Raw genomic sequence first — 26581 nt, 5'->3', positions numbered from 1 at the left:
TTTGCACGGACTGCAAGTTCGAGTCACCATAGATCTCGTGATGCAGACCGAGGACGTCGTGGCCGGTGGCCGGCGCGAGCGCAAGAAGCGGGAGACGCGGCTCGCCCTGGCCGCCGCGGCCCTGCGGCTGGCGATCGAGAAGGGGCCGGACAACGTCACGGTCGAGGAGATCAGCGAGGCCGCCGACGTCTCAGTGCGGACCTTCTTCAACTACTTCCCGCACAAGGAGCACGCCATCCTCGGGCGCGATCCCGAGGACCTCGAGCGCTCGCTGACCCGGCTGCGCGAGGCGCCGGCCGAGCAGTCGCCGCTGACCATGCTGCGGGTGCTGGTCAGCCAGGCGCTGGCCGACTTCGAGGACAAGGCCGGCGACGCCAAGCAGCGCTTCGAGCTGATCGGGCGGTCGCCGGCGCTGCTGGCGCAGTTCGTGCTGCTCGGGGCCGAGGACGAGCGGGCGCTGTCCGCCGCGCTCGCCGAGCGGATGGGCGAGCCGGCGACGTCGCTGCGTCCCGCGCTGCTGGTCGGCGCCGTCACCACCGCCGTCCGGGTCGCGGCGGAGAAGCAGAAGCTCGCGGGCGGGCACGAGGTGCCCGGCCTGACCACGCTGGTCGACGAGGCGTTCGCGCTGCTCGCCGACGGCCTGGACCCCGCGTACGACAGAACAATTCTCACCAGAGATCAGGAAGGTCAGTCATGACAACGACCTCATCGCCCACGCCGTCCGACGCGGCGGGCGAGGTCACCCCGCCGGAGGCGGCCGCCGCCGAGGTGGCCGCCCTCACTCCGCGCCAGACCGTGCAGGCCATCTCCGGCCTGATGATGGGCATGTTCGTGGCGATCCTGGCCGGCACCGTGGTGTCGACCGCGCTGCCGCGGATCATCCACGACCTCGGCGCGAGCCAGTCGTCGTACACCTGGGTGGTCACCCTGGAGCTGCTGACGATGACGGCCACCGTGCCGCTGTGGGGCAAGCTCGCCGACCTCTACAACAACAAGCTGCTCGTCCAGCTATCCCTGGGCTTCTTCGTGATCGGCTCGCTGGTGGCCGGGTTCGCGCCGAACATCGAGGTCCTGCTCGGCAGCCGGGTCCTGCAGGGGCTGGGCGCCGGCGGCCTGACCGCGCTGGTCCAGATCGTGATGGCCGCGATCATCCCGCCGCGCGAGCTCGGCCGGTACTCCGGCATCTTCGGCGCGATCTTCGCCTCGGCGACCGTCGGCGGTCCGCTGCTCGGCGGCTTCCTGGTCGACTCGCCGCTGGGCTGGCGGGCCTGCTTCCTGGTCGGCGTGCCGTTCGTGCTGGCCGCGATCGTGCTGCTGCAGCGGACGCTGAAGCTCCCGACCGTGCGCCGGGACGTGAAGATCGACTGGTGGGGTGCGTTCCTGATCACCGCCGGGGTCAGCACGCTGCTGGTCTGGTCGTCGTTCGCGGGCAACAAGTTCGAGTGGGCCTCGGGCTGGAGCTTCCTGCTCGTCGGTGTCGCCCTGGCCGCGCTGGTCGCCGCGGTGATGGTCGAGCGCAAGCACCCCGAGCCGATCATCCCGATGGACCTGTTCCGCAACCGCACGGTGACGCTGTCGATCGTCGCCAGCGCGCTGGTCGGTGTCGCGATGTTCGGTGGCTCGGTGTTCCTGGCGCAGTACTTCCAGATCGCCCAGGGGTACTCGCCGACCAAGGCCGGGCTGATGAGCCTGCCGATGATCCTCGGCATGATGGTCGCCTCGACGATCGCCGGTGGCCTGATCACGAAGTACGGCAAGTGGAAGATCTACCTGGTCGTCGGCAGCGTGCTGCTGCCGATCGGGCTGGGACTGTTCGGCACGATCGACGCGCACACGTCGAAGTACCTGCTGTGGGCGTTCATGATCGTGCTCGGGGTCGGCATCGGCCTGGTGATGCAGAACCTGGTGCTCGCCGCGCAGAACGACGTCCCGGCACGTGAGCTCGGGGCGGCGACCTCGGCGGTCAGCTTCTTCCGCAGCATGGGCGGCACGATCGGGGTCAGCGTGCTCGGCGCGATCCTGGCCAACAAGGTCACCGAGACGCTGAACCCGGGCGGTGCCTCGTCCGGCGGTGGTGGCGCGGTGCCGAACATCCAGGAGCTGCCGGAGCAGGCGCGCGCTGTGGTGGAGAACGCGTACGGCGCGGCGACCGCGGACCTGTTCATGATGTCGGTCCCGTTCGCGGTGCTGGCGCTGGTCGCGGTGCTGTTCATCAAGGAGAAGCCGCTGATGACCACCAGCGGCGCCGAACGACGGGCCGAGGAAGAGGCCCGCGAGAAGCTGGTGCAGGACGAGGTCTGAGCCGCAGGCCCGGGCCCGCTCGGCCCGGGCCACCCCTCCCCGCCGCGCGGCCCGGGCCGCCTCCGCCGGGGCGGGGCTGGTTAGCTGGAGCCATGATCGTTGCCTTCAGTATCAGCCCGGCGGCCGGGGACGAGACCGGTGGCGTGAGCGAGGCGGTCGCCGAGGCGATCCGCGTGGTGCGCGCCTCCGGCCTGCCGAACGAGACCAACGCGATGTTCACCAACCTCGAGGGCGAGTGGGACGAGGTGATGGCGGTCGTGAAGCAGGCCGTCGACGCCGTCGCCGCGGTCTCGCCGCGGGTCAGCCTGGTCCTCAAGGCCGACATCCGGCCCGGGTACACCGGCCAGCTGACCGCGAAGGTCGAGCGGTTGGAGCAAGCCCTCGGCGACTAGTGGCGGTTGAGGGCCGCGAACGTCTCGGCGTACCGGTTCTCCAGCTCGGAGTTGCGCAGGAAGCCGACCCCGACCTGGATCTCGTGCGCGTCGGGCTGCTCGGCGAAGGCCTGCATGGTCCCGTCGACGTACTCCTCCAGCGGCATCCAGCTCGGGTCCGGCGCCTGGCCGTCGAACAGGTAGGTCTGGACCGCCGGCGGGACGAGCTCCATCACCTGGATGTTCGTCCCACGCAGCTGCGCGCGCAGCGCCTCGGAGTAGCTGTGCACCGCGGCCTTGGTCGCGTTGTACGTCGGCGTCACCACCAGCGGCGTGAACGCCAGCCCGGACGACACCGTGACGATCGTGGCGTCCGGCTTGTCCAGCAGGAACGGCAGGAATTTCGTGATCGACCGGATCGTGCCGAGCAGGTTGATCTCGATCGCCTCCTCGGCCGTCTCCAGATGCGCCGGGTCGAGCAGGTCCTCACTGCGCATCACCCCGGCCATCGTGATCAGCACGTTGGTCTCGGGGTAGCGCGTCGTCACACTCTCGTACGCCGCCGCGATCGACGCCGGGTCGGCGACGTCCAGCTCGACGGTGCCGAAACCCTCGTCGGCGGCCAGCTGGTCGAGCAGGTCCTTGCGCCGGCCGCTGATCACCACGGTGTTGCCCAGATCGCGGAACCGGCGGGCCAGCCCGAGCCCGATGCCCGAGGTCGCGCCGGTGAGGAAGATCGTGTTGCCAGTCGTTTTCATGACCCCAGCCTCGGCCGGTTCGGGCGCCCCAACCAGCCCCGGCTGAGCCTGTGCTCGGCAAGCAGTGGCTAGCGCTGGTCCGGCCTGAGAACCTGGAAGCATGGAGTACGGCGAACTGTCCGACTTCCTGCGCAAGCGCCGGGAAGCCCTGCAACCCGAGGACGTCGGGATGCCGCGCGGCCGGCGCCGCCGGACCCCGGGCCTGCGCCGCGAGGAGGTCGCCTCGCTGGCGTCGATGTCGACCGACTACTACAGCCGCCTCGAAGGGGGCCGTGGGCCCCAACCGTCGGTGGAGATGCTCGGCGCGATCGCCCGGGCACTGCGGCTGACGCTGGAGGAACGCGACCACGTGTTCGTGCTCGCCGGGCACGGTACGCCGCCGCGCACGACGCGGGCCTGCCACGTCGACCCGGGCATGCTGCGGATCATGGACCGGCTGCAGGACACGCCCGCGCTGCTGCTCAACCGCTGCGGCGAGACGCTCGCGCAGACCCCGGCGCACGTCGCGTTCGCCGGTGAGCAGACCAACCGGACGGGAATGGACCGCAGCGAGATCTACCGCTGGTTCGCCGATCCGGACAGCCGCACGCTGTACCGGGAACCGGACCGCTCGAACCACAGCCGGATGCTGGTCTCGATGCTGCGCGGGGTGGTCACCGCGGACGGCCCGTCGTCGTACGCCGCGACGATCGTCGCCGCGCTGCACAAGCTGAGCCCGGAGTTCACCGAGCTGTGGGAGCGGCACGAGGTCGGGGTGACGCACAGCCGGACGAAGTTCTTCGACCACCCGGTGGTCGGCGAGCTGGAGCTGTACTGCGAGGTGATCGACAACCGGGACCAGCAGCAGACGCTGGTGGTGTTCACCGCGAAGCCCGGCAGCGAGAGCGCGGAGCGGCTGCAGTTGCTGACCGTGCTGGGGAGTAATGAAGGAAACTTCTGGAAAGGGCTTGCAGGGTCTAAAACTGAAAGTTAGTTTAAGTCCTGAAATTTCACCGGAAAGGACCGCCCCCATGCCTTTCGTCCGACGCTCTGTCCTGCCCAGAATCCTGGCCGTGATGCTCGGCTTCTTGCTGCTCGCGGCAGTGCCCACCGCCCAGGCGAAGGTCCAGCAGGAGCAGAAGGTTCAAGCGACCTTCAACGTGCTGGCCTTCTACAACGGCAACTACGACGCCGCGCACATCGACTTCGTCAAGGAGGCGAACCAGCGGTTCCCGCAGTTCGCCGCCCAGAACGGGTTCACCTACACCTCGACCACCGACTGGAACCGGCTGAACAACATCACCGCGTCCCAGTACCAGGTGGTGATGTTCCTCGACGGTGCGCCGACCGGGGCCTCGCAGCGGGCCGGCTTCCAGCGCTACATGGAGAACGGCGGTGGCTGGTTCGGCTTCCACGTCACGGCGTACAACGACGCCCAGACGCCGCCCAGCTGGCCGTGGTTCTTCCAGACCTTCCTCGGCACCGGCCGGTTCCAGACCAACACCTGGGGCCCGACCGCGGTGAACCTGCGCACCGAGAACCGCTCGCACCCGGCCCTGGTGAACACGGGCGCGACGTTCCGGTCCTCGGTCAGTGAGTGGTACGGCTGGCAGAACGACCTGCGCACCAACCCGAACATCCAGATCCTGGCCGCGATCGACCCGGGCAGCTACCCGGTCGGCACCGACCCGAACCAGACCTGGTACTCCGGCTACCACCCGATCGTGTGGTCGAACAAGAACTTCAAGATGGTCTACGCCAACTTCGGCCACAACGCGATGAACTACGAGACCAACACCCGGCTGTCGTCGACCTTCGACAGCGCGGCCCAGAACACCTTCGTGATGGACTCGCTGAAGTGGATGGGCGGCGGCGGTACCCCGCCGGTCGACCCGCCGACCGGTCAGCCCGAGCCGAACACCTTCTACACCGCGACCAGCAAGGCGACCGGCAAGTGCGTCGACGCCCGCGCCGCCGGTACGACGAACGGCACGGTCGTCCAGCAGTACGCCTGCAACTCCACCACCGCGCAGCAGTGGCAGTTCCAGCCGACCTCGGGCGGTTTCGTCCGGGCCAACAACCGCAACGACGCCACCAAGGTCATCGACATCACCGGCGTCTCCGCGGCCGACAACGCCGGCCTGCAGCTGTGGACCTACAGCAACGGAAACAACCAGCAGTGGCAGGCCGTTGCCGAGGGCGACGGATACTTCCACTTCGTCAGCCGGCACAGCAGCAAGTGCCTGACCGTCCCCGGCGGCTCCACCGCCGACCAGGTCCAGCTGGTTCAGCTGACCTGCAACGGGTCCGCGACCCAGTCCTTCAAGCTCGCCTAGGCGGCGGCCCGGTCGGGGAACGACTCGTTCCCCGACCGGATCCCGCGCCGGCTGAGGTAGTAGGCGAAGAGCGCGGTGGGGAAGAACATAACGATGCCGTAGACGGCGACCGGGATCGACATCTCGCTGCTGCCGAGCAGGGACGGGCTGAGGGCGATCGTGAGGGCCAGCGTCGCGTTGTGGATGCCGATCTCCATCGAGCAGGCGATCGACTGGCGCTCGGCCAGGCCGGTCAGCTTCGGTACGGCGTACCCGATGGCCAGGCTGAGCACGTTCAGGGTGAGCGCGATCAGGCCGACCTCGACCAGGTAGTCGAGGATGTTGGCGCGTTCGGTGAAGATCGCCGCGAAGATGACCAGGGCCAGCACCAGGATCGAGCCGAGCTTGACCGGGCGGGCCATCCGGTCGGCGAAGGCCGCGCGTTTGGCGCGGACCAGCATGCCGAGCGCGACCGGGACCAGCACGATCGCGAACACCTGCAGCATCTTGGCCGGCTGCAGGCCGATCTGGCCGTCGCCGAGGAAGTGGTTCAGCGACAGGTTGACCACGATCGGCAGGGTGATCACCGCGAGTACCGAGTTCACCGCGGTCAGCGTCACGTTCAGGGCGACGTCGCCGCCGGCCAGGTGGCTGAACAGGTTGGCCGTCGTACCGCCGGGGGAGGCGACCAGCAGCATCATGCCGACCGCCAGCGCGGGGGCCAGGCCGAAGACCTTGACCAGGCCGAAGCAGATGACCGGCAGCAGCAGGATTTGGGTGCCGAGGGCAACCAGTACGGCGCGCGGCATCCGGAGCACCCGGGTGAAGTCGCGGACCGTCAGCGTCAGGCCGAGGCCGAACATGATCACGGCGAGCGCGATCGGCAGCAGCACCGAGGTGAGCACGGAGTCGTTCACGTCAGCCTCCTTCTGGCGGGTGCTCAGAGTGACAGTGCGCCCGGGTGTCGGCAAGGGGTCGTGCTCGCCGCGACGGTGTACTAGCTTTGCCGGTCATGAAGACCCTGCGCATCGCCGCCGCGCTCGCGGCCGGAGTCCTGCTCGCCGCCACGCAGCTGACCCCCGCGCACGCCACCGGGCGGCCGTCGTACCAGTGGGAACTGACGCCGACCGGCAGCGAGTCGCAGTTCCGCGGCCTGGCCGCGGTGAGCAAGGACGTCGCGTGGGTCGCGGGCAGCGCCGGGCAGGTGCTGCTGACCACCAACGGCGGGAAGAAGTGGCAGAACGTGAGCCCGCCGGGCGCGGAGGCGCTGCTGTTCCGCGACGTCGAGGCGTTCGACGCGCGGCGGGCCGTCGTCCTGGCGATCGGGCCGGGCGAGGACTCGCGGGTCTACCGGACCGCCGACGGCGGCAAGAGCTGGACCGAGACCTTCCGCAACACCGAGCCGGCCGCGTTCTACGACTGCTTCGACTTCAACGACTCCCGGCACGGGCTCGCGCTGAGCGACCCGGTCGACGGCAAGTTCCGGATCGCCGGTACGTCGGACGGCGGCAAGTCGTGGAAGGTCCAGTCGTCGGCCGGGATGCCGGCCGCGCTGCCCGGTGAGTTCGCCTTCGCCGCGTCCGGGACTTGCCTGGTTGCCGGGACCGGCCGGACCGCGTGGTTCGCGACCGGCGGCGGCGACCGGCCGCGGGTCTTCCGGACCGCCGACGGCGGCCGGCACTGGAAGGTGACCGACTCGCCGATGGCCAGCGGCGCCGCGGCCGGCATCTTCACGCTCGCCTTCCGCGGTCCCCTGTACGGCGTGGCGCTGGGCGGCGACTTCGAGAAGCCGACCGAGGCCGTTCGCGCGGCGTCGGTGACGTACGACGGCGGCCGCAGCTGGCGGCTGATCCCGGCCGCGCAGGCGCCGAAGGGCTACCGCAGCGGCTCGGCGTTCGTCCCGGGCACGCTCGCGACGGTGGTCGCGGTCGGCCCGTCGGGCAGTGACGTCTCGCTCGACGGCGGCCACCACTGGAAGCAGTTCTCCGACGCGAACCTCGACAGCGTCGAGTGCGGCGGCCACGGCCGGCAGGCCGGCTGCTGGGGGTCGGGCGCGAAGGGTGTCGTGGGGCGGCTGACGCTGAGCCGGTGAACCGGTGTTCAACTCGCCGACACTCGGACGTCGTACCCGGGTCGCACCGGCTCGGGAAGGATTGAGGCCATGCGAATCCTCCCCAAGAGTCTGCTCGCTGCCGTCGCGGGACTGCTGATGGTGCTGCCGACCGCCGCCGCGGCGAGCCCCCGGCACGACGACCGGACGCTGAAGGTGATCACCTACAACATCCACCACGCGGCCGGCGTGGACGGCGTGCTCGACCTCGAGCGGGTCGCCAAGGTGGTCGAGTCCTCGGGCGCGACCGTGGTCGGGCTGCAGGAGGTCGACAACCACTGGGACGTCCGCAGCAACTGGGTTGACCAGGCGGCCTGGCTGGCCAAGCGGCTGAAGATGCACTACCGCTTCGCGCCGAACCTCGACCTGCCGCCGGTCAACCCCGGTGAGCCGCGCCGGCAGTACGGGACCGCGGTGCTGTCCCGCTACCCGATCCAGGACTTCAAGAACACGCTGCTGCCGAAGTACCCGACCGGTGAGCAGCGCGGTCTCGCGGTCGCGACGCTGAAGGTGCGTGGGCAGGAGCTGCGGTTCGCCAACACGCACCTGACCAGCAACAACAACGACGAGCGGCTGGAGCAGGCCAAGAAGGTCGTCGAGCTGCTCGGGACGTCCAAGAAGCCGACCCTGCTGGTCGGTGACCTGAACGCCGTCGACACCTCGCCGGAGATCAAGACGCTGACCGCCGTACTCCGCGACACCTGGCCGCAGGTCGGAAAGGGACCGGGCTACACGATCGAGGCGAGCAACCCGACCAAGCGGATCGACTTCCTGCTGCACAACGCCGGTCTCCGGCCGACCGCCGCGAGCGTTCCGGTGACGCTTGCCTCCGACCACCTTCCGGTCGTTGCCTCGTTCACCCTTCGCTGATCTGCCCGGTTTTCAGGCGCCCTCCGCGGTTGCGGAGGGCGCCTTTATTTGTCCCGGAAGGAATTACAAGCTTGTAGTTTGTCAAGCCGACACGCAGGTGCAACAAAGTTCTTCGTGGGACAAGTGTTCCCAATGGGGCTGAAGGCAACTAGTGTCACTCCTGTGGCCCAGGAGGGCCAAGTGGATCGGGAGCTCTGGGGAAGGAGCTCGCGACCGGCGGAAGGAAGAACCCGATGCGGACGCCCCCGTCCGGCAGCCGGGTCGCAGGCACTGGGAAGACCGGAAGGGCGCTGCTCTCCGGGGTGCTCGCGATCTGTCTGACCGGAAGCATGGCCCTGACCGTTCAGCCGGCTGACGCCGCGCCGACACCGCCGGTCATCCCGTCGCAGTCGCAGGTCGACGCGGCGAAGCAGGCCGCCGCCGCGAAGGCCGCCCAGGTCGCCGCGATCGAGCAGCAGCTGGCCGGCGCGAACGCCCGGCTCGAGCAGCTCGGCCGGGAGACCGGTATCGCGGCCGAGAAGTACAACGGCGCCGTCTACCGGCTGACCAAGGCGAAGGCCGAGGCGGCCGCCGCCGCGGGCCGGGCCGCGAAGGCCGCTCAGACGCTCGCGGACCAGCGCCGCCAGATCGGCCGCTTCGCTGCGGCGTCGTACCAGGGTGGTGGCGATCTCGCGCAGCTCGGACCGCTGCTGAGCGCCGACGGGCCGCAGCAGCTGCTCGACTCGGCCGGTGCGGCGCGCTCGGTGTCGCAGGCGATGCAGGGCTCGTACCTGCGCTTCACCGCGACCCAGGTGGTCAGCAACGCGTTCAAGGTGCAGGCCGACCAGGCCGTCACCAAGGTGCAGGCCGCGACGGACGAGGCGGCGAAGGCGAAGAAGGCGGCCGAGGCCGCCGAGGCGAACCAGGCGTCGGCCGTCGCGGCGATCGGCGCTCAGCGCACGCAGCAGATCACGCAGCTCGCGGCGTTGCGCAGTACGTCGTACCAGGTGGCCGACCAGCGGCAGCGGGGACTCGAGGAGCTTGCGCGCCAGCGAGCCGCCGCACTCGCCGCGAAGAAGGCGGAGGAGCTGCGCAAGCGGATCGCCGCCAAGGAGGCTGCCGAGCGCGCTCAGGCCGCTGCCGAGCAGGCCCGTAAGGATCGCGAGGAGCGGGAGGAGGCGGCCAAGCACGGGACGAAGCCGCCGAAGAAGAAGCCGAAGCCGAAGACCGGCCGGCCCGGCGGCGACGGCGGCAGCAGTACTCCGAACCGCAAGGGCGCGGCGGCGGCGATCGCGTTCGCGCTGTCCCAGCTCGGCGAGCCCTACGTCTGGGCCGCCGCCGGTCCGGACTCGTGGGACTGCTCCGGCCTGACCATGAAGGCCTGGAAGAAGGCCGGCGTCTCACTGCCGCACTACAGCGTCGCGCAGTACGAGCAGGTCCGGCACATCTCCGAGGACGAGCTGCGGCCCGGCGACCTGATCTTCTGGGCCGAGAACGCGAACGACCCGGGCACGATCTTCCACGTGGCGATGTACCTGGGCGGAGGCCGGATGGTGCACGCCCCCCGGACCGGCCGCCCGGTCACCATCGACAGCGTCTACTACTGGGAGGACCCGGACTTCTTCGGGCGCCCGTAGCCCCTGATCCGCTGCGGCGGCGCTTGTCCCGGCCGCCGCAGCCCAACCGTCAGCCCGCCCCTGACACCACAGCAGAACGGTGGTAGCTGATGAGTCCGACCCGCAACCGCACCCGTCTCGCCGCAGTGCTGACCCGGCGCCGCCCGGCGGCCCCCAAGCAGGAGGCCGCCAACTGCCCCGGCGGCGAGACCCGACCGGCGCCTGCCGTCGCTGAGCCGGTCGAGGTCAGCCGTCCGTCCTACTCGCTCATCGGCTGGTAGCCCAGCGGCCTGTGCTCTGCGGTTCGGTCTGAGCGGTCCTGGCGAGTGCTGGGTTGTTCGCGGCGCAGCGGGTGCCGTCGGCCGGCAGCGTCCCGTCGAGCAGGTAGTTGTCGGCAGCAGCTCGCGTGCAGGCCGTCCGGCTGTAGACGACGTGCCCAGCGCCTTCGTACGTGACCAGTACGGCGCCCTTGCCCAGCTGACGCTTCACGTTGAGCGCCCAGGCGTAGCCGGTCGCCGGGTCGTGCACACCGTTCAGCATCAGGATCGTCGGAGCGCCCTTGACCTTCAGCCGGTGCTGCGGGTTGTTCACCTTGCCCGGTACGCCGAGGCAGGCCGTCATCGAGGACAGCGCGAGCGTCGACGCCCGCATCCGCGGCGCGACCTTCAAGCTCGCCTTGTACATCGCGTCCAGCTCACGGAACCCGCTGACCGGCACCGACCAGTCCTGGCAGAACTGCGGCCGCACATCCTCCACCAGCTCCTCGTCCGCCTGCCGCTGCGTGCCGCGGCTCTTGGCCAGCTCCGCCTCGGCGGAGCGGAACGTGGTGGCGGCCGGCTCGCCGCTGTGCAGCGACGCGAGCAGCTGGCCGAGCTGCACCCATCGTGGCCGGACGAAGTAGAACTGGGTCACATCGAGCAGACCCCAGTTCGACAGCTTCGAGCCGTCCGCCGGGTCGACCAGCTCGCCGGCGTCGGCTTTGGCGAGCAGTTCGGCGTACACCTTCGGCACGTCCTGGCCGTTGAGCGCGCAGTTGGTGCTCTGGCCGCACCAGTCCACGAACTGCTGGAACGAGTCCTCGGCGAAGGCGCTCTCGCTGAGCAGGAACGGCCACTTGCCGAGGCTGTGGTCCATGTTGCCGTCGTTGACCATGCTGCGGATCCGGTGCGGGAACAGCTCGGCGTACATCTGGCCCATCAGGCTGCCGTAGGAGGCGCCGTACCAGTTGAGCTTGTCGGCGCCCAGTGCGGCGCGGACGGCGTCCAGGTCACGCGCGACGGACAGGGAGTCGACGTGGTCGTACAGCGGGCCGGTCTGCTTGCGGCAGTCGGCAGCGAGCTGCTTGTTGTACGCCGTGAGCGCGGTGTACTCGGCAGGTGTCCGGGGGAGCACGGTGAACCCCGGCTGGTCGAGGGCTGTCGCCGAGCAGACCACAGGGTGGCTGCGGGCGACGCCGCGCGGGTCGACGCCGATGATGTCGAAGCTGCGCAGGATCGCCGGGCTGAACAGGGTGCCGGCGGAGAAGGAGTAGCTGACGCCGGAGCCGCCGGGGCCGCCGGGGTTGATGAACAGCGGGCCCTTGGAGGAGGCCGGGTCGTCGGCGGGGCGCTTGGCCAGGGCCAGCTCGAAGGTGGGGCCGGCGGGCTTGGACCAGTCGACGGGGAGGGTGATGGTGCCGCAGGACATGGTCGGCATCTCGGCGCACGGGGTCCAGGTGATGGAGCGTGGTGCCGCGGCAGCTGTCTGAGTGACGAGTCCGGCGGCCAGCAGGAGCAGGGCAGAGCCCGTGGCTGCCGGCCGGGTGAGGCGCTTCCAAGTCATGTGGGCGGTCCCTCCGTCGGAATGGTCCGTACGGAGGGCAACCTACCGAGGACGGCCGGTCACCCGGCAGTCCTTTGCAGCTAGCTGCAGGTCAGTGCTCTTCGGTCTTCAGGCGCTCGAAGGAGGCGGTGATCTCGGCCTCGGCGTCGGAGCGGCCGACCCAGGTGGCGCCCTCGACGGACTTGCCCGGCTCCAGGTCCTTGTAGACCTCGAAGAAGTGCTGGATCTCCAGCCGGTCGAACTCCGGCACGTGGTGGATGTCGCGCAGGTGCTCCTGGCGCGGGTCGCCGGCCGGGACGCAGAGGACCTTGTCGTCCGGCCCCTTCTCGTCGGTCATCCGGAACATGCCGATCGCCCGGGCGCGGATCAGGCAGCCCGGGAAGGTCGGCTCGGTCAGCAGCACGAGCGCGTCCAGCGGGTCGCCGTCCTGACCGAGGGTGTCCTCGATGAACCCGTAGTCGGAGGGGTACTGAGTGGCCGTGAACAGGGTGCGGTCGAGCCGCAGCCGGTTGGTCTTGTGGTCCAGCTCGTACTTGTTGCGGGTGCCCTTGGGGATCTCGATGAAGACGTCGAACTCCATACGGCAGATACTGTCACGGTTCGGACCGACCAAATGACAGGAGCAGGCTGGTGGCCCGTCCTCCCCGTGCGGTGTTCGTCACGCTGGCGGCCGGAGCCGCGCTCGCGGGACTGGTCGGCGCGGCCCAGGCGGTGCCCGCGTCGCCCCGGAATGTGACCAGTGGCACAGCTGGTACGGCGGCACCCGTCGTACTGGCGGCGGCGAAAGCAGAGGGCGTCGCGCCCACCGCAGCCGGCGTGCAGAAGGCGCTGGCGGCCGCGCTGGCCGACCCGTCGCTCGGCAAGCACTACGGCGCGACGGTGTTCGACGCCTCCCGCAACAAGACGCTCTACTCGGTCGGTACGACGCGTCCGTACGTCCCGGCCTCGACGCTGAAGCTGCTGACCACGGTGTCGGCGCTGGAGACGCTCGGGCCGGACCACGAGTTCACGACCTCGACCGTGCTGAGCGGGAGCTCGCTGGTCCTGGTCGGCGGCGGTGACCCGTTGCTGACGCTGAAGCGGTCGAAGGACCCGCTGGACTTCCCGGTCCGGGCCACGCTGCAGGACCTCGCGACCAGTACGGCGAAGGCGCTGCGCGCCCAGGGCGTCACCACCGTCACCCTCTCGTACGACGCGTCGCTGTTCTCCGGTCCGGCGGCCAACGCCAAGTGGGAGGCCAACTACATCCCCGAGGGCATCGCCGCCCCGACGTCGGCGCTCTGGGTGAACGAGGGCCGGCTGAGCCCGGGCATGGCGAAGCGGGCGTCCTCACCGGCCGCCGCGGCCGCCACCTCCTTCGCGGCGCTGCTGCGGACCGCCGGGATCAAGCTGAACGCCGGTGTGAAGCCGCTGCAGGCGCCGGTGGCCGCGAAGCCGATCGCCACGGTCAGGTCGGCGCCGGTCGGGGACATCGTCGAGTACGTGAACCTGCACAGCGACAACGACGGCGCCGAGGTCCTGCTGCGGCACGTCGGCCTGGCCACCGACAACGGCGGCTCCTACACCGGCGGGCTCAAGGGACTGCGGGCCACGCTGACCAAGCTCGGGCTGAACGTCAGCAAGGCGCGGATCGAGGACGGCAGCGGGTTGTCGCGCACCAACCAGGTTCCGCTCGACGTGCTGGCCGGTGCGGTCCGGGTGGCGGTCAGCAAGCCCGAGCTGCGACACCTGATCAGCGGGCTGCCCGTGGCCGGCTTCACCGGGTCGCTGGAGAAGCGGTTCGCCGGACCGGGTACGGCGGGCGGCACCGGGCTGGTGCGGGCCAAGACGGGGACGCTGACCGGCGTGCACTCGCTGGCCGGTCTGGTGCGAACGCGGACCGGGTCGCTGCTGGTCTTCGCGGTCGCCACGGACGCCGTACCGGCTGACAAGCCGCTGGAGGCCAGGGCCGCGCTGGACAGGGCAGTTGCTGCTTTGGCCGGTTGTGGCTGTGCTGTCTGACAGGCGCTTGTTGGAACATGGGATTAGGGTCGGTGTATGACGGCTGAAGCGGCGGAGATGGTCGACTGGCAGCTGGCGACCGGAGTGGCTCGGAAGCTGCTGCGACCAGGCCCTGTGGTCAGCCGCGCGGAGGCGGACCAGGTGGTCGCCGAGCTGCGCCAGTTCGCGGCGGAGTCCGAGCACCACGTGCGGGAGTTCACCGGGCTGCAGGCGACCTCGGCCACCGCGCCGGTGGTGGTCGTCGACCGGCCGGGCTGGGTGCAGGCCAACGCCGACGGCTTCCGGACCGTGCTGGCGCCACTGGCCGACAAGCTGCGGGAGAAGCAGGAGAACACCGGCGGCCTGTCGTCCGCGGTCGGCTCCCGGGTCACCGCCATCGAGGCCGGTGCGCTGCTCGCCTTCCTGTCGTCGCGGGTGCTGGGCCAGTTCGACCCGTTCTACCCGGCCGAGCCCGACCCGGCGCGGCCCGGGCTGACCGGCCGGCTGCTGCTGGTCGCGCCCAACGTGATGCACGTGGAGAAGGAGCTCGGCGTCGTACCGCGGGACTTCCGGCTCTGGGTCTGCCTGCACGAGGAGACCCACCGGGTGCAGTTCACCGCCGTACCGTGGCTGCGGGACCACCTGCGCTCGGAGATCGCGCTGTTCCTGGACCAGGCCGAGCTGGACGCGTCGGCGTACGCCGCGATGTTCCGCGAGGCCGTGCAGCGGCTGGGCCGGTCGGTGAAGGGCGAGGCCGAGCTGAGCCTGGTCGACCTGATGCAGTCGCCGGAGCAGCGGGCCGTGCTGGACCGGCTGACCGCGGTGATGTCGCTGCTGGAGGGCCACGCGGACTTCGTGATGGACGGCGTCGGCCCGTCGGTGATCCCGACCGTCGAGACGATCCGCTCGAAGTTCAGTTCGCGGCGCGCGGGCGGGAACCCGGTGGACCAGCTGCTGAAGAAGCTGCTCGGCCTGGACGCCAAGTTGCGCCAGTACCAGGACGGCGCCGCCTTCGTCCGCCGCGTCGTCGACCGGGTCGGCATGGAGGGTCTGAACAAGGTCTGGACCGGCCCGAACACACTTCCCACCAAGAACGAGATCGCCAATCCCGATGCCTGGGTCAGCCGACTCCACGGATGACCTGGTCGACAGCCGGCGCGGGAAACTGCACCCGGCTGTCGCCAGAGTCCGGGAAGCCGTCCGCATCGCGCTGGCGGACCTGCCTGCTGAGACAACTGTTCTCGTCGCCTGCTCTGGTGGCGCTGACTCTCTGGCTCTTGCTGCAGCTACTGCGTTCGAGGCGCCCAAGCTGGGCCTACGCGCCGGTGCGGTGATCGTCGACCACGGGCTGCAGGCCGACTCCGCTCACGTGGCAGCAGTGGCTGCCGACCAGTGCAGGGCTGTCGGCTTGGACCCGGTCGAGGTGCGAGCAGTGGAGGTCGGCACCGAAGGCGGCCCTGAGGGCGCGGCCCGCACCGCCCGGTACGACGCGCTGCGCGACGCCGCCGACGCGTTCGGCGCCGACGTCGTCCTGCTGGCCCACACCCGCGACGACCAGGCGGAGACCGTCCTGCTCGGGCTGGCGCGCGGCTCCGGCGCCCGCTCGCTCGCCGGGATGGCAGCGGTGGCCGGGCTGCTCCGGCGACCGTTGCTGGAGGTCCCACGCGCCTCGACGGCCGCAGCGTGCATCGCCTCCGGGCTGAAGCCGTGGCACGACCCGCACAACGACGACCCGCAGTACAGAAGAGTGCGGGTCCGCCACGAGGTGCTCCCGGTGATCGAGGAGGCCCTGGGCCCCGGCGTGACCGAGGCGCTGGCCCGGACCGCCGGGCTGCTCCGCGCGGACGCCGACGCGCTCGACGCGCTCGCCGCGGACCTGGCCGAGACCGCGGTACGGCGTACCGGGGAGGAGGTGGTCTGCGACATCGGCATGCTCGCCGCCGAGCCGCAGGCGATCCGCACCCGCGCCCTGCGCCAGGCCGCCCTCGAGGCCGGCTGCCACGCCACCGACCTGACCGCCGGCCACGTCGCGGCCGTCGACACCCTGATCACCGACTGGCGCGGCCAGCGCTGGATCGACCTCCCCCAGGCCGTCCGAGCGATCCGAAGAGGCGGATTCATCCATCTGGCGAGGGGTGTGTCAGGCTAATCCCGTGGACGCTTCGGACATCGAGAAGGACCTGACCGAGATCCTCCATACCGAGGAGGAGATCCTGGCCAAGCTCAAGGAGCTGGCGCTGCGGATCGAGGCGGACTACGAGGGCAAGGACCTGCTCGTGGTCGGTGTCCTCAAGGGTGCCGTGATGGTGATGGCCGACCTGGCCCGCTCGTTCAGCCGGCACGTCGAGATGGACTGGATGGCGGTCACGTCGTACGGCTCGGGCACCAAGTCCTCCGGGGTGGTCCGGATCCTCAAGGACCTGGACACCGACATCTCCAACCGGCACGTGCTGATCGTCGAGGACATCATCGACACCGGGCTGACGCTGACCTGGCTGGTCAGCAACCTGGAGTCCCGCAAGCCCGCCTCGGTCGAGATCTGCACCGCCTTCCGCAAACCGGACGCGGCCAAGATGGCGGTCCCGGTCAAGTACGTCGGTTTCGACATCCCCGACGAGTTCGTGGTCGGCTACGGCCTCGACTACGCGGAGAAGTACCGCAACCTGCGCTGCGTGGCCACGCTGGCGCCGCACGTCTACTCCTGAGTCCCCCTCCGCCGGTGCTCGGCGGGCCCCTCCAGGCGGGACTTGGTGACAGCCTGTACAACGGACCGTACCGTCGTCAGGTGACCCTCGTGGTGTGTTGTCTTGTGCGACACGAGACACTTGGACTGGTGTTACCGTCGAAGGCCCCCATACCCGGGCCTGCTGAGCTAGGAGGGACGGGGCTCGAGCCTCGATCATGGACGTGAAGCGCATCTTCCGCGGACCCCTGTTCTGGATCGTCGTCGCCTTCCTGGGCGTGCTGGTGATCGGGCAGCTCCTGACCGGCTCGACCGGGTACAAGACCGAGCCCACCGGCCAGGTCGTGCAGCTGATCCAGCAGGCCACCACCTCGTCGGACAAGACGATCAAGTCGGTCACGCTGATCGATCCCGACCAGGAGATCCGGGTCGAGAAGACCGACGGCACCAAGGTGCGGGCGCACTGGGTCGACGGCCAGGCCAACACTCTCGGCACCTCGCTGCAGACGCTGTTCCAGCAGGGCAAGATCGAGCGGTACGACGTGGAGAACCCGAAGCCGAGCTTCATCGGCCAGGTCTTCTCGACGCTGATCCCGTTCCTGCTGATCGCGGTCGTGTTCATCTTCCTGATGAACTCGATGCAGGGCGGTGGCTCCCGGGTGATGAGCTTCGCCAAGTCGAAGGCCAAGCTGGTCACCAAGGACACCCCGAAGACCACCTTCGCGGACGTGGCCGGGGCCGACGAGGCGATCGAGGAGCTCGGCGAGATCAAGGAGTTCCTCCAGGAGCCGGGCAAGTTCCAGGCCGTCGGCGCCAAGATCCCGAAGGGCGTCCTGCTCTACGGCCAGCCCGGTACCGGCAAGACCCTGCTGGCCCGCGCGGTCGCGGGTGAGGCCGGCGTCCCGTTCTACTCGATCTCCGGCTCGGACTTCGTCGAGATGTTCGTCGGTGTCGGTGCCTCGCGGGTCCGCGACCTGTTCGAGCAGGCCAAGACCAACGCCCCGGCGATCATCTTCATCGACGAGATCGACGCCGTCGGCCGGCACCGTGGCGCGGGCCTCGGCGGTGGCCACGACGAGCGCGAGCAGACCCTGAACCAGCTGCTGGTCGAGATGGACGGCTTCGACGTCCGCGGCGGTGTGATCCTGATCGCCGCGACCAACCGGCCGGACGTGCTCGACCCGGCGCTGCTGCGCCCGGGCCGCTTCGACCGCCAGATCCCGGTCGACGCGCCGGACCTGCCGGGCCGCGACAAGATCCTCAAGGTGCACGCCCGCGGCAAGCCGATGGCCGAGGACGCGGACCTGACCGCGGTCGCCCGGCGTACACCCGGCTTCACCGGTGCCGACCTGGCCAACGTGCTGAACGAGGCGGCGCTGCTGACCGCCCGGCTGAACAAGCAGCAGATCGACAAGAACGCGCTCGACGAGGCGATCGACCGCGTGATCGCCGGCCCGCAGCGACGGACCCGCCTGATGTCGGACAAGGAGAAGGTGCTCACGGCGTACCACGAGGGCGGGCACGCCCTGGTCGCCGCCGCGCTGCCGCACTCCGACCCGGTGCACAAGGTGACGATCCTGCCGCGCGGCCGCGCGCTGGGTTACACGATGGTCCTGCCGGACGAGGACAAGTACTCGACCACCCGGTCGGAGATGCTCGACAAGCTGGCCTACATGCTCGGTGGCCGCGCCGCCGAGGAGATGGTCTTCCACGACCCGACCACCGGCGCCAGCAACGACATCGAGAAGGCGACCGGCCTGGCCCGCGCGATGGTCACGCAGTACGGCATGACCGAGCGGCTCGGCGCGATCAAGTTCGGCCAGGACAGCAGCGAGCCGTTCCTGGGCCGCGACCTGGGCAGCCAGCGCAACTACTCCGAGGAGATCGCCGCGGCGGTCGACGAGGAGGTCGGCAAGCTGATCCTGAACGCGCACCAGGAAGCCTTCGACATCCTGGTCGAGAACCGCGCGGTGCTCGACCACCTGGTCGAGGAGCTGCTGGAGAAGGAGACCCTGGACAAGGGCGAGATCGCGAAGATCTTCGCTCCGGTGCACAAGCGTGAACTGCGGCCGGCCTGGACCGGGTCCTCGACCCGGGTGCCGTCCGAGCAGCCGCCGGTGATGCCGCTCCCGTCACGCGCCGAGCAGAACGGCTCGCTCCAGGACGTCATCCCGGGCGGGTCGGTCGGCCCCGACGAGGCCGCCCACGGCCCGAACTACGGCAGCGGTCCGACGCCTCCGGCTGAATGACCCACCTGCCCGCGGTGCTCCCGACGCCGGCGAGGTCCTCGTGACCTCGCCGGCGTTCGACCATGAGCGGGCCGAGCGCGCCGTCCGCGAACTGCTGATCGCGATCGGCGAGGACCCGGACCGCGAGGGCCTCAAGGAGACCCCGGCCCGCGTCGCCCGCTCGTACGCCGAGATCACCGCCGGCCTCGGCCTGACCGCCTCCGACGTCCTGACCACCACCTTCGACCTCGGCCACGACGAGATGATCCTGGTCAAGGACATCGAGGTCTGGTCGATGTGTGTTCCGAGTCGCCAGACGGTCAACGCAGTGGGTGGCCGCAAGAAGGCTGCTGATGTAGCTGTCGGCGACAAGTTGTGGACCTTGGTCAACGGGCGAGCCGAGCAGACCGAGGTGACCGCGGTGCAGGCCCGGCAGACTCGGGAGCTGGTCGAGGTCGTGACCGAGCAGGGAACTTTCAAAGTCACGCCTGACCATCCCTTCGCGACACCGGACGGGTGGATGGAGGCTCGCGACCTCGAAGGCCGCTTCGTGGAGTGGACTCAGGCGCGCAAGCTTTGCCGGGGCCGGCCCGAGCTGACGTTCGGGTACGAGTTCGGCTACTTCCTCGGAACGATCTGCTCGGACGGCACGGTCGGCAAGAACTACATCTCGCTGGTGGTCAACGAGGAGGAGTTCGCCAAGAAGTTCGCCCGCAGCGTCGAGGTGGCGACTGGCCTGGTCGCCAGAGTCGAGCCGGTGAGCCGTCCGTCCGGGTTCACCGGTCTGGACACCCCCGGGTACCGGGTCAGGGTGGTGTCGTCGTACCTGGCCGATCTCGTCCGCCAGTACGTCGGCGGTGACGCTCACCACCTACGCCAGCGCTTTCCACGGGTGGCGCTCCGCGATCTGCCGACTTTTGAGGGGTTCGTCGACGGGTACGTCGACGGCGACGGCTGCCGGATCAAACCGACCGCGAGGGTGATCGTCTCGCACAACACCCCGTTCCTCGAGGATCTAGCCTCAGTGATCGGTGCGCGTTTCACCCCGAAGACCGGTCGGCAGTCGGCGCTCTACGTCGCCGACAGCTGGTTCCGCAAGCACGGGTTCGCGGCGGAGGACCACCGGACGGACCTGATCGAGTCGTCGTGGGTGAAGGTTCTCGAGGTGCGGCCGGTCAACGCGGACGGCAAGAAGCCCTACACGGTCTACAGCTTCACCTGCTCCCCGCATCCGACGTTCCTCATCAACGGTCACCTGTCACACAACTGCGAACACCATTTGGTGCCCTTCACCGGGGTCGCGCACGTCGGGTACATCCCCGGGCCGGACGGCCGGATCACCGGGCTGTCCAAGCTGGCCCGGCTGGTCGACGTGTACGCCAAGCGGCCGCAGGTGCAGGAACGGCTGACCACGCAGGTCGCCGAGTCGCTGGTCGAGATCCTCAAGCCGCGCGGCGTGATCGTGGTGATCGAGTGCGAGCACCTGTGCATGACGATGCGCGGCGTCCGCAAACCGGGCGCCAAGACCATCACCTCCGCGGTCCGCGGCCAGCTCCGCAACCCCTCCACCCGCGCCGAGGCGATGAGCCTGATCGTCGGCTGACCTTCACCAGGCCGTAGCCCTGGCGAGTTCAGGTCGTTGAGAACTCAGAGGCTGCTGACCATGGACTTTCCGTGGTTGAGCGTTTACGTTCCGTAGTGGCGTCCGACTCGGGGCGGCCTTGTGAGGAGGAACGTATGGCTGGGCGTGGCCGGATCGGTGCCGCGGTGGCTGGGATCGTCGCGTTGACCGCGGCGGGACTGGTAGCGGCGAACGGTGCGCAGGCGGAATCCCGCGCTGGACAGGCGGGAGCGGGTGGCACGGTCGAGGCGCAGGACGCCGACGTGCTGCAGCAGCAGGGGATCCTGAAGGCCGCTGAGCTGGACACCAAGCTCGGCTCCCGGATCGTCGGCAGTTATCTGGACGACAGCGGGGAGCTGGTGGTAGCCGTCGCCGACGAGGCGACCGCGGAGCTGGTCCGCGCGGCCGGGGCGGTGCCGCGGCTGGTCCGCTTCACCGCGGCCCAGCTGCAGTCGGTGCAGCGCGACCTGGACCGGCTCGCCACCGGCTCCACGGCCGGCCAGGTGAAGTCCTGGTACGTCGACCCGATCAGCGGCACCGTCGTGGTCACCGTGCCCGACGGCGCCCACGACCTGCGGACCCAGCGCTTCCTGCGCCGGGCCGCCGCCAAGGGCGACCGGGTCACGATCCGCACCTCACCGGGCACCATCCGCCCGACGGCCGACGACTTCGGCCTGCGTGGCGGCGTACAGGTCGACAAGAACACCGGGTACACGTGCTCCCTGGGCTTCAACGCCCGCACCGACGACGGCAGCCGGATCTTCCTGACCGCCGGGCACTGCACGGCGGGTAAGCCGTCGTTCTCCCGCAACGGGTACGTGCTCGGCGAGACCCGCAGCTCCAGCTACCCCGGCAACGACTTCGGCACCGTCAAGGTGATCGACGGCTGGGACCTGCGCGGCGAGGTCGAGCGCTGGAACGACGGCGACATCCGCCTCCAGGGCACCGCCGGAGTCACCGTCGGCGCCTCGGTCTGCAAGTCCGGCAAGTCCACCCGCTGGTCCTGCGGCCGGGTGGTCGCCAAGAACGTGACCGTGAACTACGGCGAGAACCAGATCGTCAAGGGCCTGTACCAGCACACGGCCTGCGTCCAGACCGGCGACTCCGGCGGCCCCAACATCACCGGCAGCTACGCGCTCGGCATCACCAGCGGCGCGGCGCTGCTCAGCGGCGAGTGCCTGCAGAAGCGCGGCCGCACCAACGAGTCCTACTCACAACCGATCGGTGAGGCGTTGTCCGCTAGTAACGCCTCATTGGTACTGGGTTAGCGACCCCCGGCAGGCGCTCGGGGATCGATGGGGGCCTGGTACCTAGGTGGGGCAGTTCGGCCGGGACCACTACGGTGGTCCAGTGCGAACTGCCCCACCGAGTCATGTTCAGGGACTGCCCACACCGGACCGCGCGCTGGTGATGGGTGTCGTCAACGTGACCCCGGACTCGTTCTCCGACGGCGGGGAGTGGTTCGAGCCCGCCGCCGCGATCAAGCACGGGCGCGAGCTGATGGCCGAGGGCGCCGACCTGCTGGACGTCGGTGGTGAGTCGACCCGCCCGGGCGCGGTCCGGCCCGAGCCGGCCGAGGAGATCCGCCGGGTGCTGCCGGTGATCGAGGCGCTGGCCGCCGACGGCGCGCTGATCTCGATCGACACGATGCGCGCCGACGTCGCCGTACTGGCGCTCGACGCCGGCGCCGTGATGGTCAACGACGTCTCCGGCGGCCTGGCCGACCCCGACATGCTCCCGCTGGTCGCCGACCGCGGTACGCCGTACGTCTGCATGCACTGGCGCGGACACTCCGCCGACATGCAGGACCGCGCCCGGTACGACGACGTCGTCGCCGAGGTGATCGCCGAGCTGGCGGTCCGGCTGGACGCGATCGCGGCCGCCGGGATCGACCTGGCCAAGGTCGCGCTCGACCCCGGACTGGGGTTCGCGAAGAACGCGGACCACAACTGGGAGGTGCTGCGGCGGCTGCGCGAGTTCGGCGTACTGGAGCGGCCGCTGCTGATCGGTGCGTCCCGCAAGGCGTTCCTCGGTAGGCTGCTCGCCGACGAGCACACCGGCGAGCCCAGGCCCGCCGTACGACGAGACGACGCGAGCGCTGCTGTTTCCGCCCTGGCCGCCGCGAATGGGGCCTGGTGCGTCCGGGCACATTCGGTGGCACCGAGCGCGGACGCGGTCCGGGTGGCGAGCAGGTGGGGAGCTGTATGACCGAGGAACAGCCGAACCAGGAGCAGCAGCCGGCCGCGGCGTCCGGTACGCCGGAGCGCGGCGCCGGTTCGCGGGGTCCGTCGCCCGAGACCGGCGTACTGACCGCGAACACCGCGTTCTACAACGCGTTCGAGGCCGGCGACCTGGACCTGATGGCCGCGGTCTGGCTGCCCGAGCCCGACCCGGTCTGCATCCACCCCGGCAACGCGGCGATCTCCGGGTACTCCGAGATGATGCGGGCCTGGGCGATGATCTTCGCGAACACGCCGTACATCCAGTTCTTCCTGACCGACGTGCAGGCCCGCGTCGACGGCGACGTGGCGTACGTCACGTGCACCGAGAACGTGCTGTCGTCCGGCGAGGGCGCGCCCGAGGAAGGCTTCGCGGGCGGCAAGGCGCTGGCCACCAACGTGTTCCGCAGGACGTCGTCCGGCTGGCGGTTGTGGATCCACCACGCCTCCCCGGTACTGTCGTCTGGGGGTCCATCGGAGGAGGCGCAATGAGCGGTCCCGCGGTTCCCCCTGACGTGATCGAGATCCGCGGCATCCGGGGCTACGGCCGGCACGGCGTGTTCGACCACGAGCGCGCCGACGGGCAGGAGTTCGTCGTCGACGTCCGGCTCGAGCTGGACACCCGCAAGGCCGCCGCCACCGACGACCTGGCCGACACCGTGAACTACGGCGTGGTCGCCGAGCAGGTGCACGCGGCGATCGAGAACGACCCGGTCGACCTGATCGAGACCCTGGCGCAGCGGATCGCGACGATCTGCCTGGCCGACCCCCGGGTCACCGCGACGGCGGTGACCATCCACAAACCTTCGGCGCCGATCACCGTGCCGTTCGACGATGTTGTCCTGACCGTGCAGCGCACAAACGGAGAGACCCCGTGACCGAGACCCCTAGTCCCCACGTCATCGACGCGGACACCCTCAGCGGCGGCCTGAAGCCGATCCGCCAGGTGATCCTGTCGCTCGGCAGCAACCTCGGCGACCGGGAGGCGAACCTGCAGGGCGCCGTCGACGCGCTCCGCGACACCCCGGACGTCGTCGTCGTCGACGTCTCGCCGGTCTACGAGACCGAGCCGATCGGCGGCCCCGACGAGTCCGGCCCGTACCTGAACATCGTGCTGCTGGCCGACACCACGCTGGCCGTGGAGACGCTGCTGGACCGCGCCCACGCGGTCGAGCAGGCCTTCGGCCGGGAGCGCAGCGTGCCGGGCGCGCCGCGGACGCTGGACGTCGACCTGATCACGTACGGCAAGAAGACGATCGAGTCCGAGGAGCTCACGGTCCCGCACCCGCGGGCCCACGAGCGTGCGTTCGTGCTGGCGCCGTGGCTGGACATCGAGCCGGACGCCGAACTGCCGGGCCTCGGTCCGGTCGCCGACCTGCTGGCCAAGGTCGGGACGGCGGGCGTCACCAAGCTCGACGACCCGACCATCGAGTTGCAGTAGTGGTGTCTGGCAGTCCTGGGCCGGGCCGCGCGCCCGGCCAGCAGCCGCCGCGGCCGGGCTCGGTCCGGCCGACGTCGCGCCGCCTGCTGATCGCGATCGCCGTCCTCGGGGCGGCGATCGGGGTCACCATGGTCAAGGCGATCGAGTCCGGCGGCGGCGTCGCGCCGACCGTGTCCTGGCTGACGCTGGTCGCCTGGTCGTTCCTGGCCGCGCTGCTGTTCGTTGCCGCGCGCAACACCAACCAGCGGGTCCAGGTCCGCCGCGAACGGATCGAGCCGTCGCGCGCGGTGTTCCTGCTGATGATCGGAAAAGCCAGCGCTTTCGTCGGCGCGTTGTGCACCGGTGTTTACGCAGGGTTCGCGTTATCCTTCCTGAACGCGGTGGGCTCCAGCGGGCCGCGGAACCGGGTGATCACAGCGGGTGTCGCCGCCGTGATCTCAGCGCTGGTCGTCACGGCCGGATTGTTGCTCGAACGTGCGTGTCGTATTCCCGAAGACCCCGACGAGACCCCCTAACATGTCGGTCCATGGGGTCAAGGGGTAGCCGCCGTCGAACCAGGACCACAGTTCTCACCGCCGCCAACAGTCTGCTGATCGTCGTCTGCCTGGCCGTCAGCATCGCGCTGTTCGCCCAGAACGCGTGGATCCTGCGCGCCGCCGCGGTCGCCGCCGTCCTGGTCGCGATCGGTGCCTCGCTGCTGATCCGCCACCAGCTGCTGGTCGAGCGCCTCGCGCACAGCGACGAACGCGCCCAGGTCGCGCAGGAGTACTCCCGCATCACCAGCGCCCGCGTCGTCGAGAACGCCGAGTTCGTCGACCTGATGCAGCGCCGCCTGGACAAGATCGACCAGCGCCTCGACAAGATCGACGAGGAGGTCGCCACGGTCGTCGCCGCCGGCGACAAGCACTCCCAGGCCGACGCACCCACGGTCGTCGACCTCAAGCTCCGCGGCCTCGCTGCCTCCTGAACCGCCGTACCGGTTGGTTGGGGCGGACTGGTCCTCGGTTAGGTTGCTGGTACTGACCTAGCTGAGGAGATGCGTGTGAGCGACCTGCCCCGTTTGCTGGAGATTGCTGAAGGGGCGGTGGCGGTTGCTGCTGACCTGGTGGAGTCGCGGGAGCCGGGGGCGTTGCACTCCAAGGGGGACCGGGACATGGCCTCCGACACCGACATCGCGGTGGAGCAGGCGGTGCGAGAGCATCTGGCGAAGGTGACGCCGGAGATCGCGTTCCTCGGTGAGGAGGAGGGCGCGTTCCCGGGTGAGGGCGAGCTGTCCTGGGTGCTCGACCCGATCGACGGCACGGTCAACTACGTGCACGGCGTCCCGCTGTGGGGGATCTCCCTCGGGCTCGTCTCCGGCAAGCGGCAACTGGCCGGCGTACTGGACTTCCCGATGCTCGGCACCCGCTACCTGGCCGCCGACGGTTTGGGGGCCTCGCGCAACGGTGAGGCGATCACGGCCAGCCGTACGACGGTGCTGTCCGAGGCGCTCGTGATGGCCGGCGACTTCGCGGTCGACGAGCAGGCCGTCGAGAAGAACCGCCCGCGGTTCGCCCTGATCGACCTGCTCGTCCCGCGCGTCCAGCGGATCCGGATGCTCGGCACCGCGGCCCTGCACATGGCGCTGGTGGCCGACGGAAGCCTCGACGCGGCGATCATGTTCAGCAACAAGCCCTGGGACACCAGCGCCGGCGCCGTGATCGCCCGCGAGGCCGGCGCGGTCGTCGTCGACGTCGACGGCTCCCCGCACGACCTCAGCTCGGGCGCGACCATCGCCCTGTCGCCGGGGATCGCCGACGAGATCCTCCCGCTGATCCAGCAGGCCGTCCGGGCCTGACTACAGCAGCGTCCGCCAGTACGGCCAGAACTGCTCGGTGATCAACGTCAGTACGCCGACCGCCCACAGCGTCAGCACGACGCCGTGGAACCGGACGGCGACGCGCACCGGGAAGCTGCGCAGTACGACGTACCAGCAGATCGGGACGGTCACCGCCCAGACCACCAGGCAGTACGGGCAGAGCGCCCCGATCCGGTACAGGCTCTGGAACATCAGCCAGTGCACGAACACCACGCCGAGCATCGCGCCGGCTTGCAGCCCGAGCCAGTACCAGCGGTGCAGCGTCGCGCCGGCGAGCAGCGCCGCGCCGGTCGCCGCGACGACCGCGAACCCGGCGATCCCGAGCAGCGAGTTCGGGAACCCGAACACCTCGGCCTGGGGGGGGGGGGGGGGGGGGGGAGGGGGGGGGGGGGGGGGGGGGGGGGGGGGGGGGGGGGGGGGGTATGGCCCGG

27 protein-coding genes and 2 pseudogenes are annotated in these 26581 nt (G+C 70.0%); 24 read left to right on the top strand and 5 right to left on the bottom strand.

Annotation, left to right across the window (positions count from 1 at the left end; all coding sequences use genetic code 11):
- The first annotated feature begins 40 nt into the window (after positions 1 to 40).
- The 3 genes from ACZ6Z4_RS18245 to ACZ6Z4_RS18235 all read left to right on the top strand — a co-directional run bounded on the left by ACZ6Z4_RS18245 (position 41) and on the right by ACZ6Z4_RS18235 (position 2693).
- On the top strand, positions 41 to 697 hold the full coding sequence (locus ACZ6Z4_RS18245; protein ID WP_465566779.1) for an acyl-CoA-like ligand-binding transcription factor: 657 nt from the start codon (positions 41 to 43) through the stop codon (positions 695 to 697).
- On the top strand, positions 694 to 2301 hold the full coding sequence (locus ACZ6Z4_RS18240; RefSeq protein WP_465565132.1) for an MDR family MFS transporter: 1608 nt from the start codon (positions 694 to 696) through the stop codon (positions 2299 to 2301). The genes ACZ6Z4_RS18245 and ACZ6Z4_RS18240 overlap by 4 nt, the downstream gene beginning before the upstream one ends.
- Positions 2302 to 2393: 92 nt before the next feature.
- Entirely contained in the window at positions 2394 to 2693 is a 300-nt protein-coding gene (locus tag ACZ6Z4_RS18235; protein WP_344182297.1) for a thiamine-binding protein, read from the top strand.
- Here the strand turns inward: ACZ6Z4_RS18235 and ACZ6Z4_RS18230 are convergent.
- A complete protein-coding gene (locus tag ACZ6Z4_RS18230; protein ID WP_465565126.1) occupies positions 2690 to 3430 on the bottom strand; it encodes an SDR family oxidoreductase in 741 nt (246 codons plus the stop codon). The two genes, ACZ6Z4_RS18235 and ACZ6Z4_RS18230, sit on opposite strands and share 4 nt — an antisense overlap.
- 100 nt (positions 3431 to 3530) lie before the next feature.
- Here ACZ6Z4_RS18230 and ACZ6Z4_RS18225 point away from each other — a divergent pair, with 100 nt between their 5' ends.
- Together ACZ6Z4_RS18225 and ACZ6Z4_RS18220 are read left to right on the top strand one after the other, a co-directional pair.
- Entirely contained in the window at positions 3531 to 4403 is an 873-nt protein-coding gene (locus tag ACZ6Z4_RS18225; protein WP_465565119.1) for a helix-turn-helix transcriptional regulator, read from the top strand.
- 37 nt (positions 4404 to 4440) lie between these two features.
- Complete coding sequence (locus tag ACZ6Z4_RS18220) at positions 4441 to 5745, top strand: RICIN domain-containing protein (RefSeq protein ID WP_465565114.1); 1305 nt, start codon at positions 4441 to 4443, stop codon at positions 5743 to 5745.
- Here ACZ6Z4_RS18220 and ACZ6Z4_RS18215 read toward each other — a convergent pair.
- Positions 5742 to 6641, bottom strand: coding sequence for a bile acid:sodium symporter family protein (locus ACZ6Z4_RS18215; protein WP_465565107.1), 900 nt, complete (start codon positions 6639 to 6641; stop codon positions 5742 to 5744). The two genes, ACZ6Z4_RS18220 and ACZ6Z4_RS18215, sit on opposite strands and share 4 nt — an antisense overlap.
- 95 nt (positions 6642 to 6736) lie before the next feature.
- Here ACZ6Z4_RS18215 and ACZ6Z4_RS18210 point away from each other — a divergent pair, with 95 nt between their 5' ends.
- The 4 genes from ACZ6Z4_RS18210 (at position 6737) to ACZ6Z4_RS18195 (ending at position 10580) form a co-directional block, all read left to right on the top strand.
- A complete protein-coding gene (locus tag ACZ6Z4_RS18210; protein ID WP_465565103.1) occupies positions 6737 to 7816 on the top strand; it encodes an oxidoreductase in 1080 nt (359 codons plus the stop codon).
- Between the two features lie 69 nt (positions 7817 to 7885).
- A complete protein-coding gene (locus tag ACZ6Z4_RS18205; protein ID WP_465565100.1) occupies positions 7886 to 8704 on the top strand; it encodes an endonuclease/exonuclease/phosphatase family protein in 819 nt (272 codons plus the stop codon).
- Between the two features lie 233 nt (positions 8705 to 8937).
- The gene (locus tag ACZ6Z4_RS18200; protein WP_465565095.1) at positions 8938 to 10320 is read left to right on the top strand and encodes a C40 family peptidase; all 1383 of its coding nucleotides are present in this window, start codon (positions 8938 to 8940) and stop codon (positions 10318 to 10320) included.
- A gap of 89 nt (positions 10321 to 10409) precedes the next feature.
- Positions 10410 to 10580, top strand: a complete 171-nt coding sequence (locus ACZ6Z4_RS18195; protein ID WP_363671903.1) for a hypothetical protein — start codon at positions 10410 to 10412, stop codon at positions 10578 to 10580.
- Here ACZ6Z4_RS18195 and ACZ6Z4_RS18190 read toward each other — a convergent pair.
- The gene (locus tag ACZ6Z4_RS18190; RefSeq protein WP_465565091.1) at positions 10567 to 12120 is read right to left on the bottom strand and encodes an alpha/beta hydrolase; all 1554 of its coding nucleotides are present in this window, start codon (positions 12118 to 12120) and stop codon (positions 10567 to 10569) included. The two genes, ACZ6Z4_RS18195 and ACZ6Z4_RS18190, sit on opposite strands and share 14 nt — an antisense overlap.
- 91 nt (positions 12121 to 12211) lie before the next feature.
- Positions 12212 to 12700 (bottom strand): inorganic diphosphatase, encoded by a 489-nt coding sequence (locus ACZ6Z4_RS18185; protein ID WP_363671907.1) that lies wholly within the window; start codon positions 12698 to 12700, stop codon positions 12212 to 12214.
- A 50-nt stretch (positions 12701 to 12750) separates the two neighbouring features.
- Here ACZ6Z4_RS18185 and dacB point away from each other — a divergent pair, with 50 nt between their 5' ends.
- The 15 genes and pseudogenes from dacB (at position 12751) to ACZ6Z4_RS18110 (ending at position 26129) form a co-directional block, all read left to right on the top strand.
- Complete coding sequence (dacB, locus tag ACZ6Z4_RS18180) at positions 12751 to 14121, top strand: D-alanyl-D-alanine carboxypeptidase/D-alanyl-D-alanine endopeptidase (RefSeq protein WP_465565081.1); 1371 nt, start codon at positions 12751 to 12753, stop codon at positions 14119 to 14121.
- Positions 14122 to 14157: 36 nt separating this feature from the next.
- Positions 14158 to 15240: a zinc-dependent metalloprotease gene (locus ACZ6Z4_RS18175; RefSeq protein ID WP_363671911.1), complete on the top strand. Its 1083-nt coding sequence runs from the start codon at positions 14158 to 14160 to the stop codon at positions 15238 to 15240.
- Positions 15212 to 16249, top strand: coding sequence for a tRNA lysidine(34) synthetase TilS (gene tilS, locus ACZ6Z4_RS18170; protein ID WP_465565071.1), 1038 nt, complete (start codon positions 15212 to 15214; stop codon positions 16247 to 16249). The genes ACZ6Z4_RS18175 and tilS overlap by 29 nt, the downstream gene beginning before the upstream one ends.
- Before the next feature lie 4 nt (positions 16250 to 16253).
- Positions 16254 to 16805: a hypoxanthine phosphoribosyltransferase gene (hpt, locus tag ACZ6Z4_RS18165; protein ID WP_363671916.1), complete on the top strand. Its 552-nt coding sequence runs from the start codon at positions 16254 to 16256 to the stop codon at positions 16803 to 16805.
- 196 nt (positions 16806 to 17001) lie between these two features.
- Positions 17002 to 19032, top strand: a complete 2031-nt coding sequence (ftsH, locus tag ACZ6Z4_RS18160; RefSeq protein ID WP_465565065.1) for an ATP-dependent zinc metalloprotease FtsH — start codon at positions 17002 to 17004, stop codon at positions 19030 to 19032.
- Positions 19033 to 19072: 40 nt separating this feature from the next.
- Positions 19073 to 19312, top strand: a pseudogene (locus ACZ6Z4_RS18155) (GTP cyclohydrolase I); the annotation flags it as partial.
- 954 nt (positions 19313 to 20266) lie between these two features.
- A pseudogene (gene folE, locus ACZ6Z4_RS18150) lies at positions 20267 to 20614 on the top strand (GTP cyclohydrolase I); the annotation flags it as partial.
- A gap of 134 nt (positions 20615 to 20748) precedes the next feature.
- Entirely contained in the window at positions 20749 to 21900 is a 1152-nt protein-coding gene (locus tag ACZ6Z4_RS18145) for a S1 family peptidase (RefSeq protein WP_465565062.1), read from the top strand.
- Between the two features lie 142 nt (positions 21901 to 22042).
- The gene (folP, locus tag ACZ6Z4_RS18140) at positions 22043 to 22840 is read left to right on the top strand and encodes a dihydropteroate synthase (protein WP_465566776.1); all 798 of its coding nucleotides are present in this window, start codon (positions 22043 to 22045) and stop codon (positions 22838 to 22840) included.
- On the top strand, positions 22837 to 23343 hold the full coding sequence (locus tag ACZ6Z4_RS18135; RefSeq protein WP_465565059.1) for a nuclear transport factor 2 family protein: 507 nt from the start codon (positions 22837 to 22839) through the stop codon (positions 23341 to 23343). The genes folP and ACZ6Z4_RS18135 overlap by 4 nt, the downstream gene beginning before the upstream one ends.
- The gene (folB, locus tag ACZ6Z4_RS18130) at positions 23340 to 23729 is read left to right on the top strand and encodes a dihydroneopterin aldolase (protein ID WP_363671930.1); all 390 of its coding nucleotides are present in this window, start codon (positions 23340 to 23342) and stop codon (positions 23727 to 23729) included. Before ACZ6Z4_RS18135 ends, folB begins: the two co-directional genes overlap by 4 nt.
- Complete coding sequence (gene folK, locus ACZ6Z4_RS18125; RefSeq protein WP_363671932.1) at positions 23726 to 24292, top strand: 2-amino-4-hydroxy-6-hydroxymethyldihydropteridine diphosphokinase; 567 nt, start codon at positions 23726 to 23728, stop codon at positions 24290 to 24292. Before folB ends, folK begins: the two co-directional genes overlap by 4 nt.
- Positions 24293 to 24294: 2 nt before the next feature.
- Positions 24295 to 24807, top strand: a complete 513-nt coding sequence (locus tag ACZ6Z4_RS18120) for a DUF3180 domain-containing protein (protein WP_465565047.1) — start codon at positions 24295 to 24297, stop codon at positions 24805 to 24807.
- Between the two features lie 11 nt (positions 24808 to 24818).
- Positions 24819 to 25259, top strand: coding sequence for a hypothetical protein (locus ACZ6Z4_RS18115; protein ID WP_184799463.1), 441 nt, complete (start codon positions 24819 to 24821; stop codon positions 25257 to 25259).
- Between the two features lie 75 nt (positions 25260 to 25334).
- Positions 25335 to 26129: an inositol monophosphatase family protein gene (locus ACZ6Z4_RS18110; RefSeq protein ID WP_465565043.1), complete on the top strand. Its 795-nt coding sequence runs from the start codon at positions 25335 to 25337 to the stop codon at positions 26127 to 26129.
- Here ACZ6Z4_RS18110 and ACZ6Z4_RS18105 read toward each other — a convergent pair whose 3' ends face one another.
- The gene (locus ACZ6Z4_RS18105; RefSeq protein ID WP_465565040.1) at positions 26130 to 26498 is read right to left on the bottom strand and encodes a vitamin K epoxide reductase family protein; all 369 of its coding nucleotides are present in this window, start codon (positions 26496 to 26498) and stop codon (positions 26130 to 26132) included.
- Positions 26499 to 26581 lie beyond the last annotated feature (83 nt).

The organism is Kribbella sp. NPDC104740 (genome assembly GCF_055583505.1).
This window is presented reverse-complemented; position numbering and strand designations above follow the sequence as displayed.

Coding starts and splice junctions, on each gene's coding strand:
- ACZ6Z4_RS18245 (WP_465566779.1), top strand. CDS start 41: ATGCAGACCGAGGACGTCGTGGCCGGTGGCCGGCGCGAGCGCAAGAAG.
- ACZ6Z4_RS18240 (WP_465565132.1), top strand. CDS start 694: ATGACAACGACCTCATCGCCCACGCCGTCCGACGCGGCGGGCGAGGTC.
- ACZ6Z4_RS18235 (WP_344182297.1), top strand. CDS start 2,394: ATGATCGTTGCCTTCAGTATCAGCCCGGCGGCCGGGGACGAGACCGGT.
- ACZ6Z4_RS18230 (WP_465565126.1), bottom strand. CDS start 3,430: ATGAAAACGACTGGCAACACGATCTTCCTCACCGGCGCGACCTCGGGC.
- ACZ6Z4_RS18225 (WP_465565119.1), top strand. CDS start 3,531: ATGGAGTACGGCGAACTGTCCGACTTCCTGCGCAAGCGCCGGGAAGCC.
- ACZ6Z4_RS18220 (WP_465565114.1), top strand. CDS start 4,441: ATGCCTTTCGTCCGACGCTCTGTCCTGCCCAGAATCCTGGCCGTGATG.
- ACZ6Z4_RS18210 (WP_465565103.1), top strand. CDS start 6,737: ATGAAGACCCTGCGCATCGCCGCCGCGCTCGCGGCCGGAGTCCTGCTC.
- ACZ6Z4_RS18205 (WP_465565100.1), top strand. CDS start 7,886: ATGCGAATCCTCCCCAAGAGTCTGCTCGCTGCCGTCGCGGGACTGCTG.
- ACZ6Z4_RS18200 (WP_465565095.1), top strand. CDS start 8,938: ATGCGGACGCCCCCGTCCGGCAGCCGGGTCGCAGGCACTGGGAAGACC.
- ACZ6Z4_RS18195 (WP_363671903.1), top strand. CDS start 10,410: ATGAGTCCGACCCGCAACCGCACCCGTCTCGCCGCAGTGCTGACCCGG.
- ACZ6Z4_RS18190 (WP_465565091.1), bottom strand. CDS start 12,120: ATGACTTGGAAGCGCCTCACCCGGCCGGCAGCCACGGGCTCTGCCCTG.
- ACZ6Z4_RS18185 (WP_363671907.1), bottom strand. CDS start 12,700: ATGGAGTTCGACGTCTTCATCGAGATCCCCAAGGGCACCCGCAACAAG.
- ACZ6Z4_RS18175 (WP_363671911.1), top strand. CDS start 14,158: ATGACGGCTGAAGCGGCGGAGATGGTCGACTGGCAGCTGGCGACCGGA.
- tilS (WP_465565071.1), top strand. CDS start 15,212: ATGCCTGGGTCAGCCGACTCCACGGATGACCTGGTCGACAGCCGGCGC.
- ftsH (WP_465565065.1), top strand. CDS start 17,002: ATGGACGTGAAGCGCATCTTCCGCGGACCCCTGTTCTGGATCGTCGTC.
- ACZ6Z4_RS18145 (WP_465565062.1), top strand. CDS start 20,749: ATGGCTGGGCGTGGCCGGATCGGTGCCGCGGTGGCTGGGATCGTCGCG.
- folP (WP_465566776.1), top strand. CDS start 22,043: ATGGGTGTCGTCAACGTGACCCCGGACTCGTTCTCCGACGGCGGGGAG.
- ACZ6Z4_RS18135 (WP_465565059.1), top strand. CDS start 22,837: ATGACCGAGGAACAGCCGAACCAGGAGCAGCAGCCGGCCGCGGCGTCC.
- folB (WP_363671930.1), top strand. CDS start 23,340: ATGAGCGGTCCCGCGGTTCCCCCTGACGTGATCGAGATCCGCGGCATC.
- ACZ6Z4_RS18115 (WP_184799463.1), top strand. CDS start 24,819: ATGGGGTCAAGGGGTAGCCGCCGTCGAACCAGGACCACAGTTCTCACC.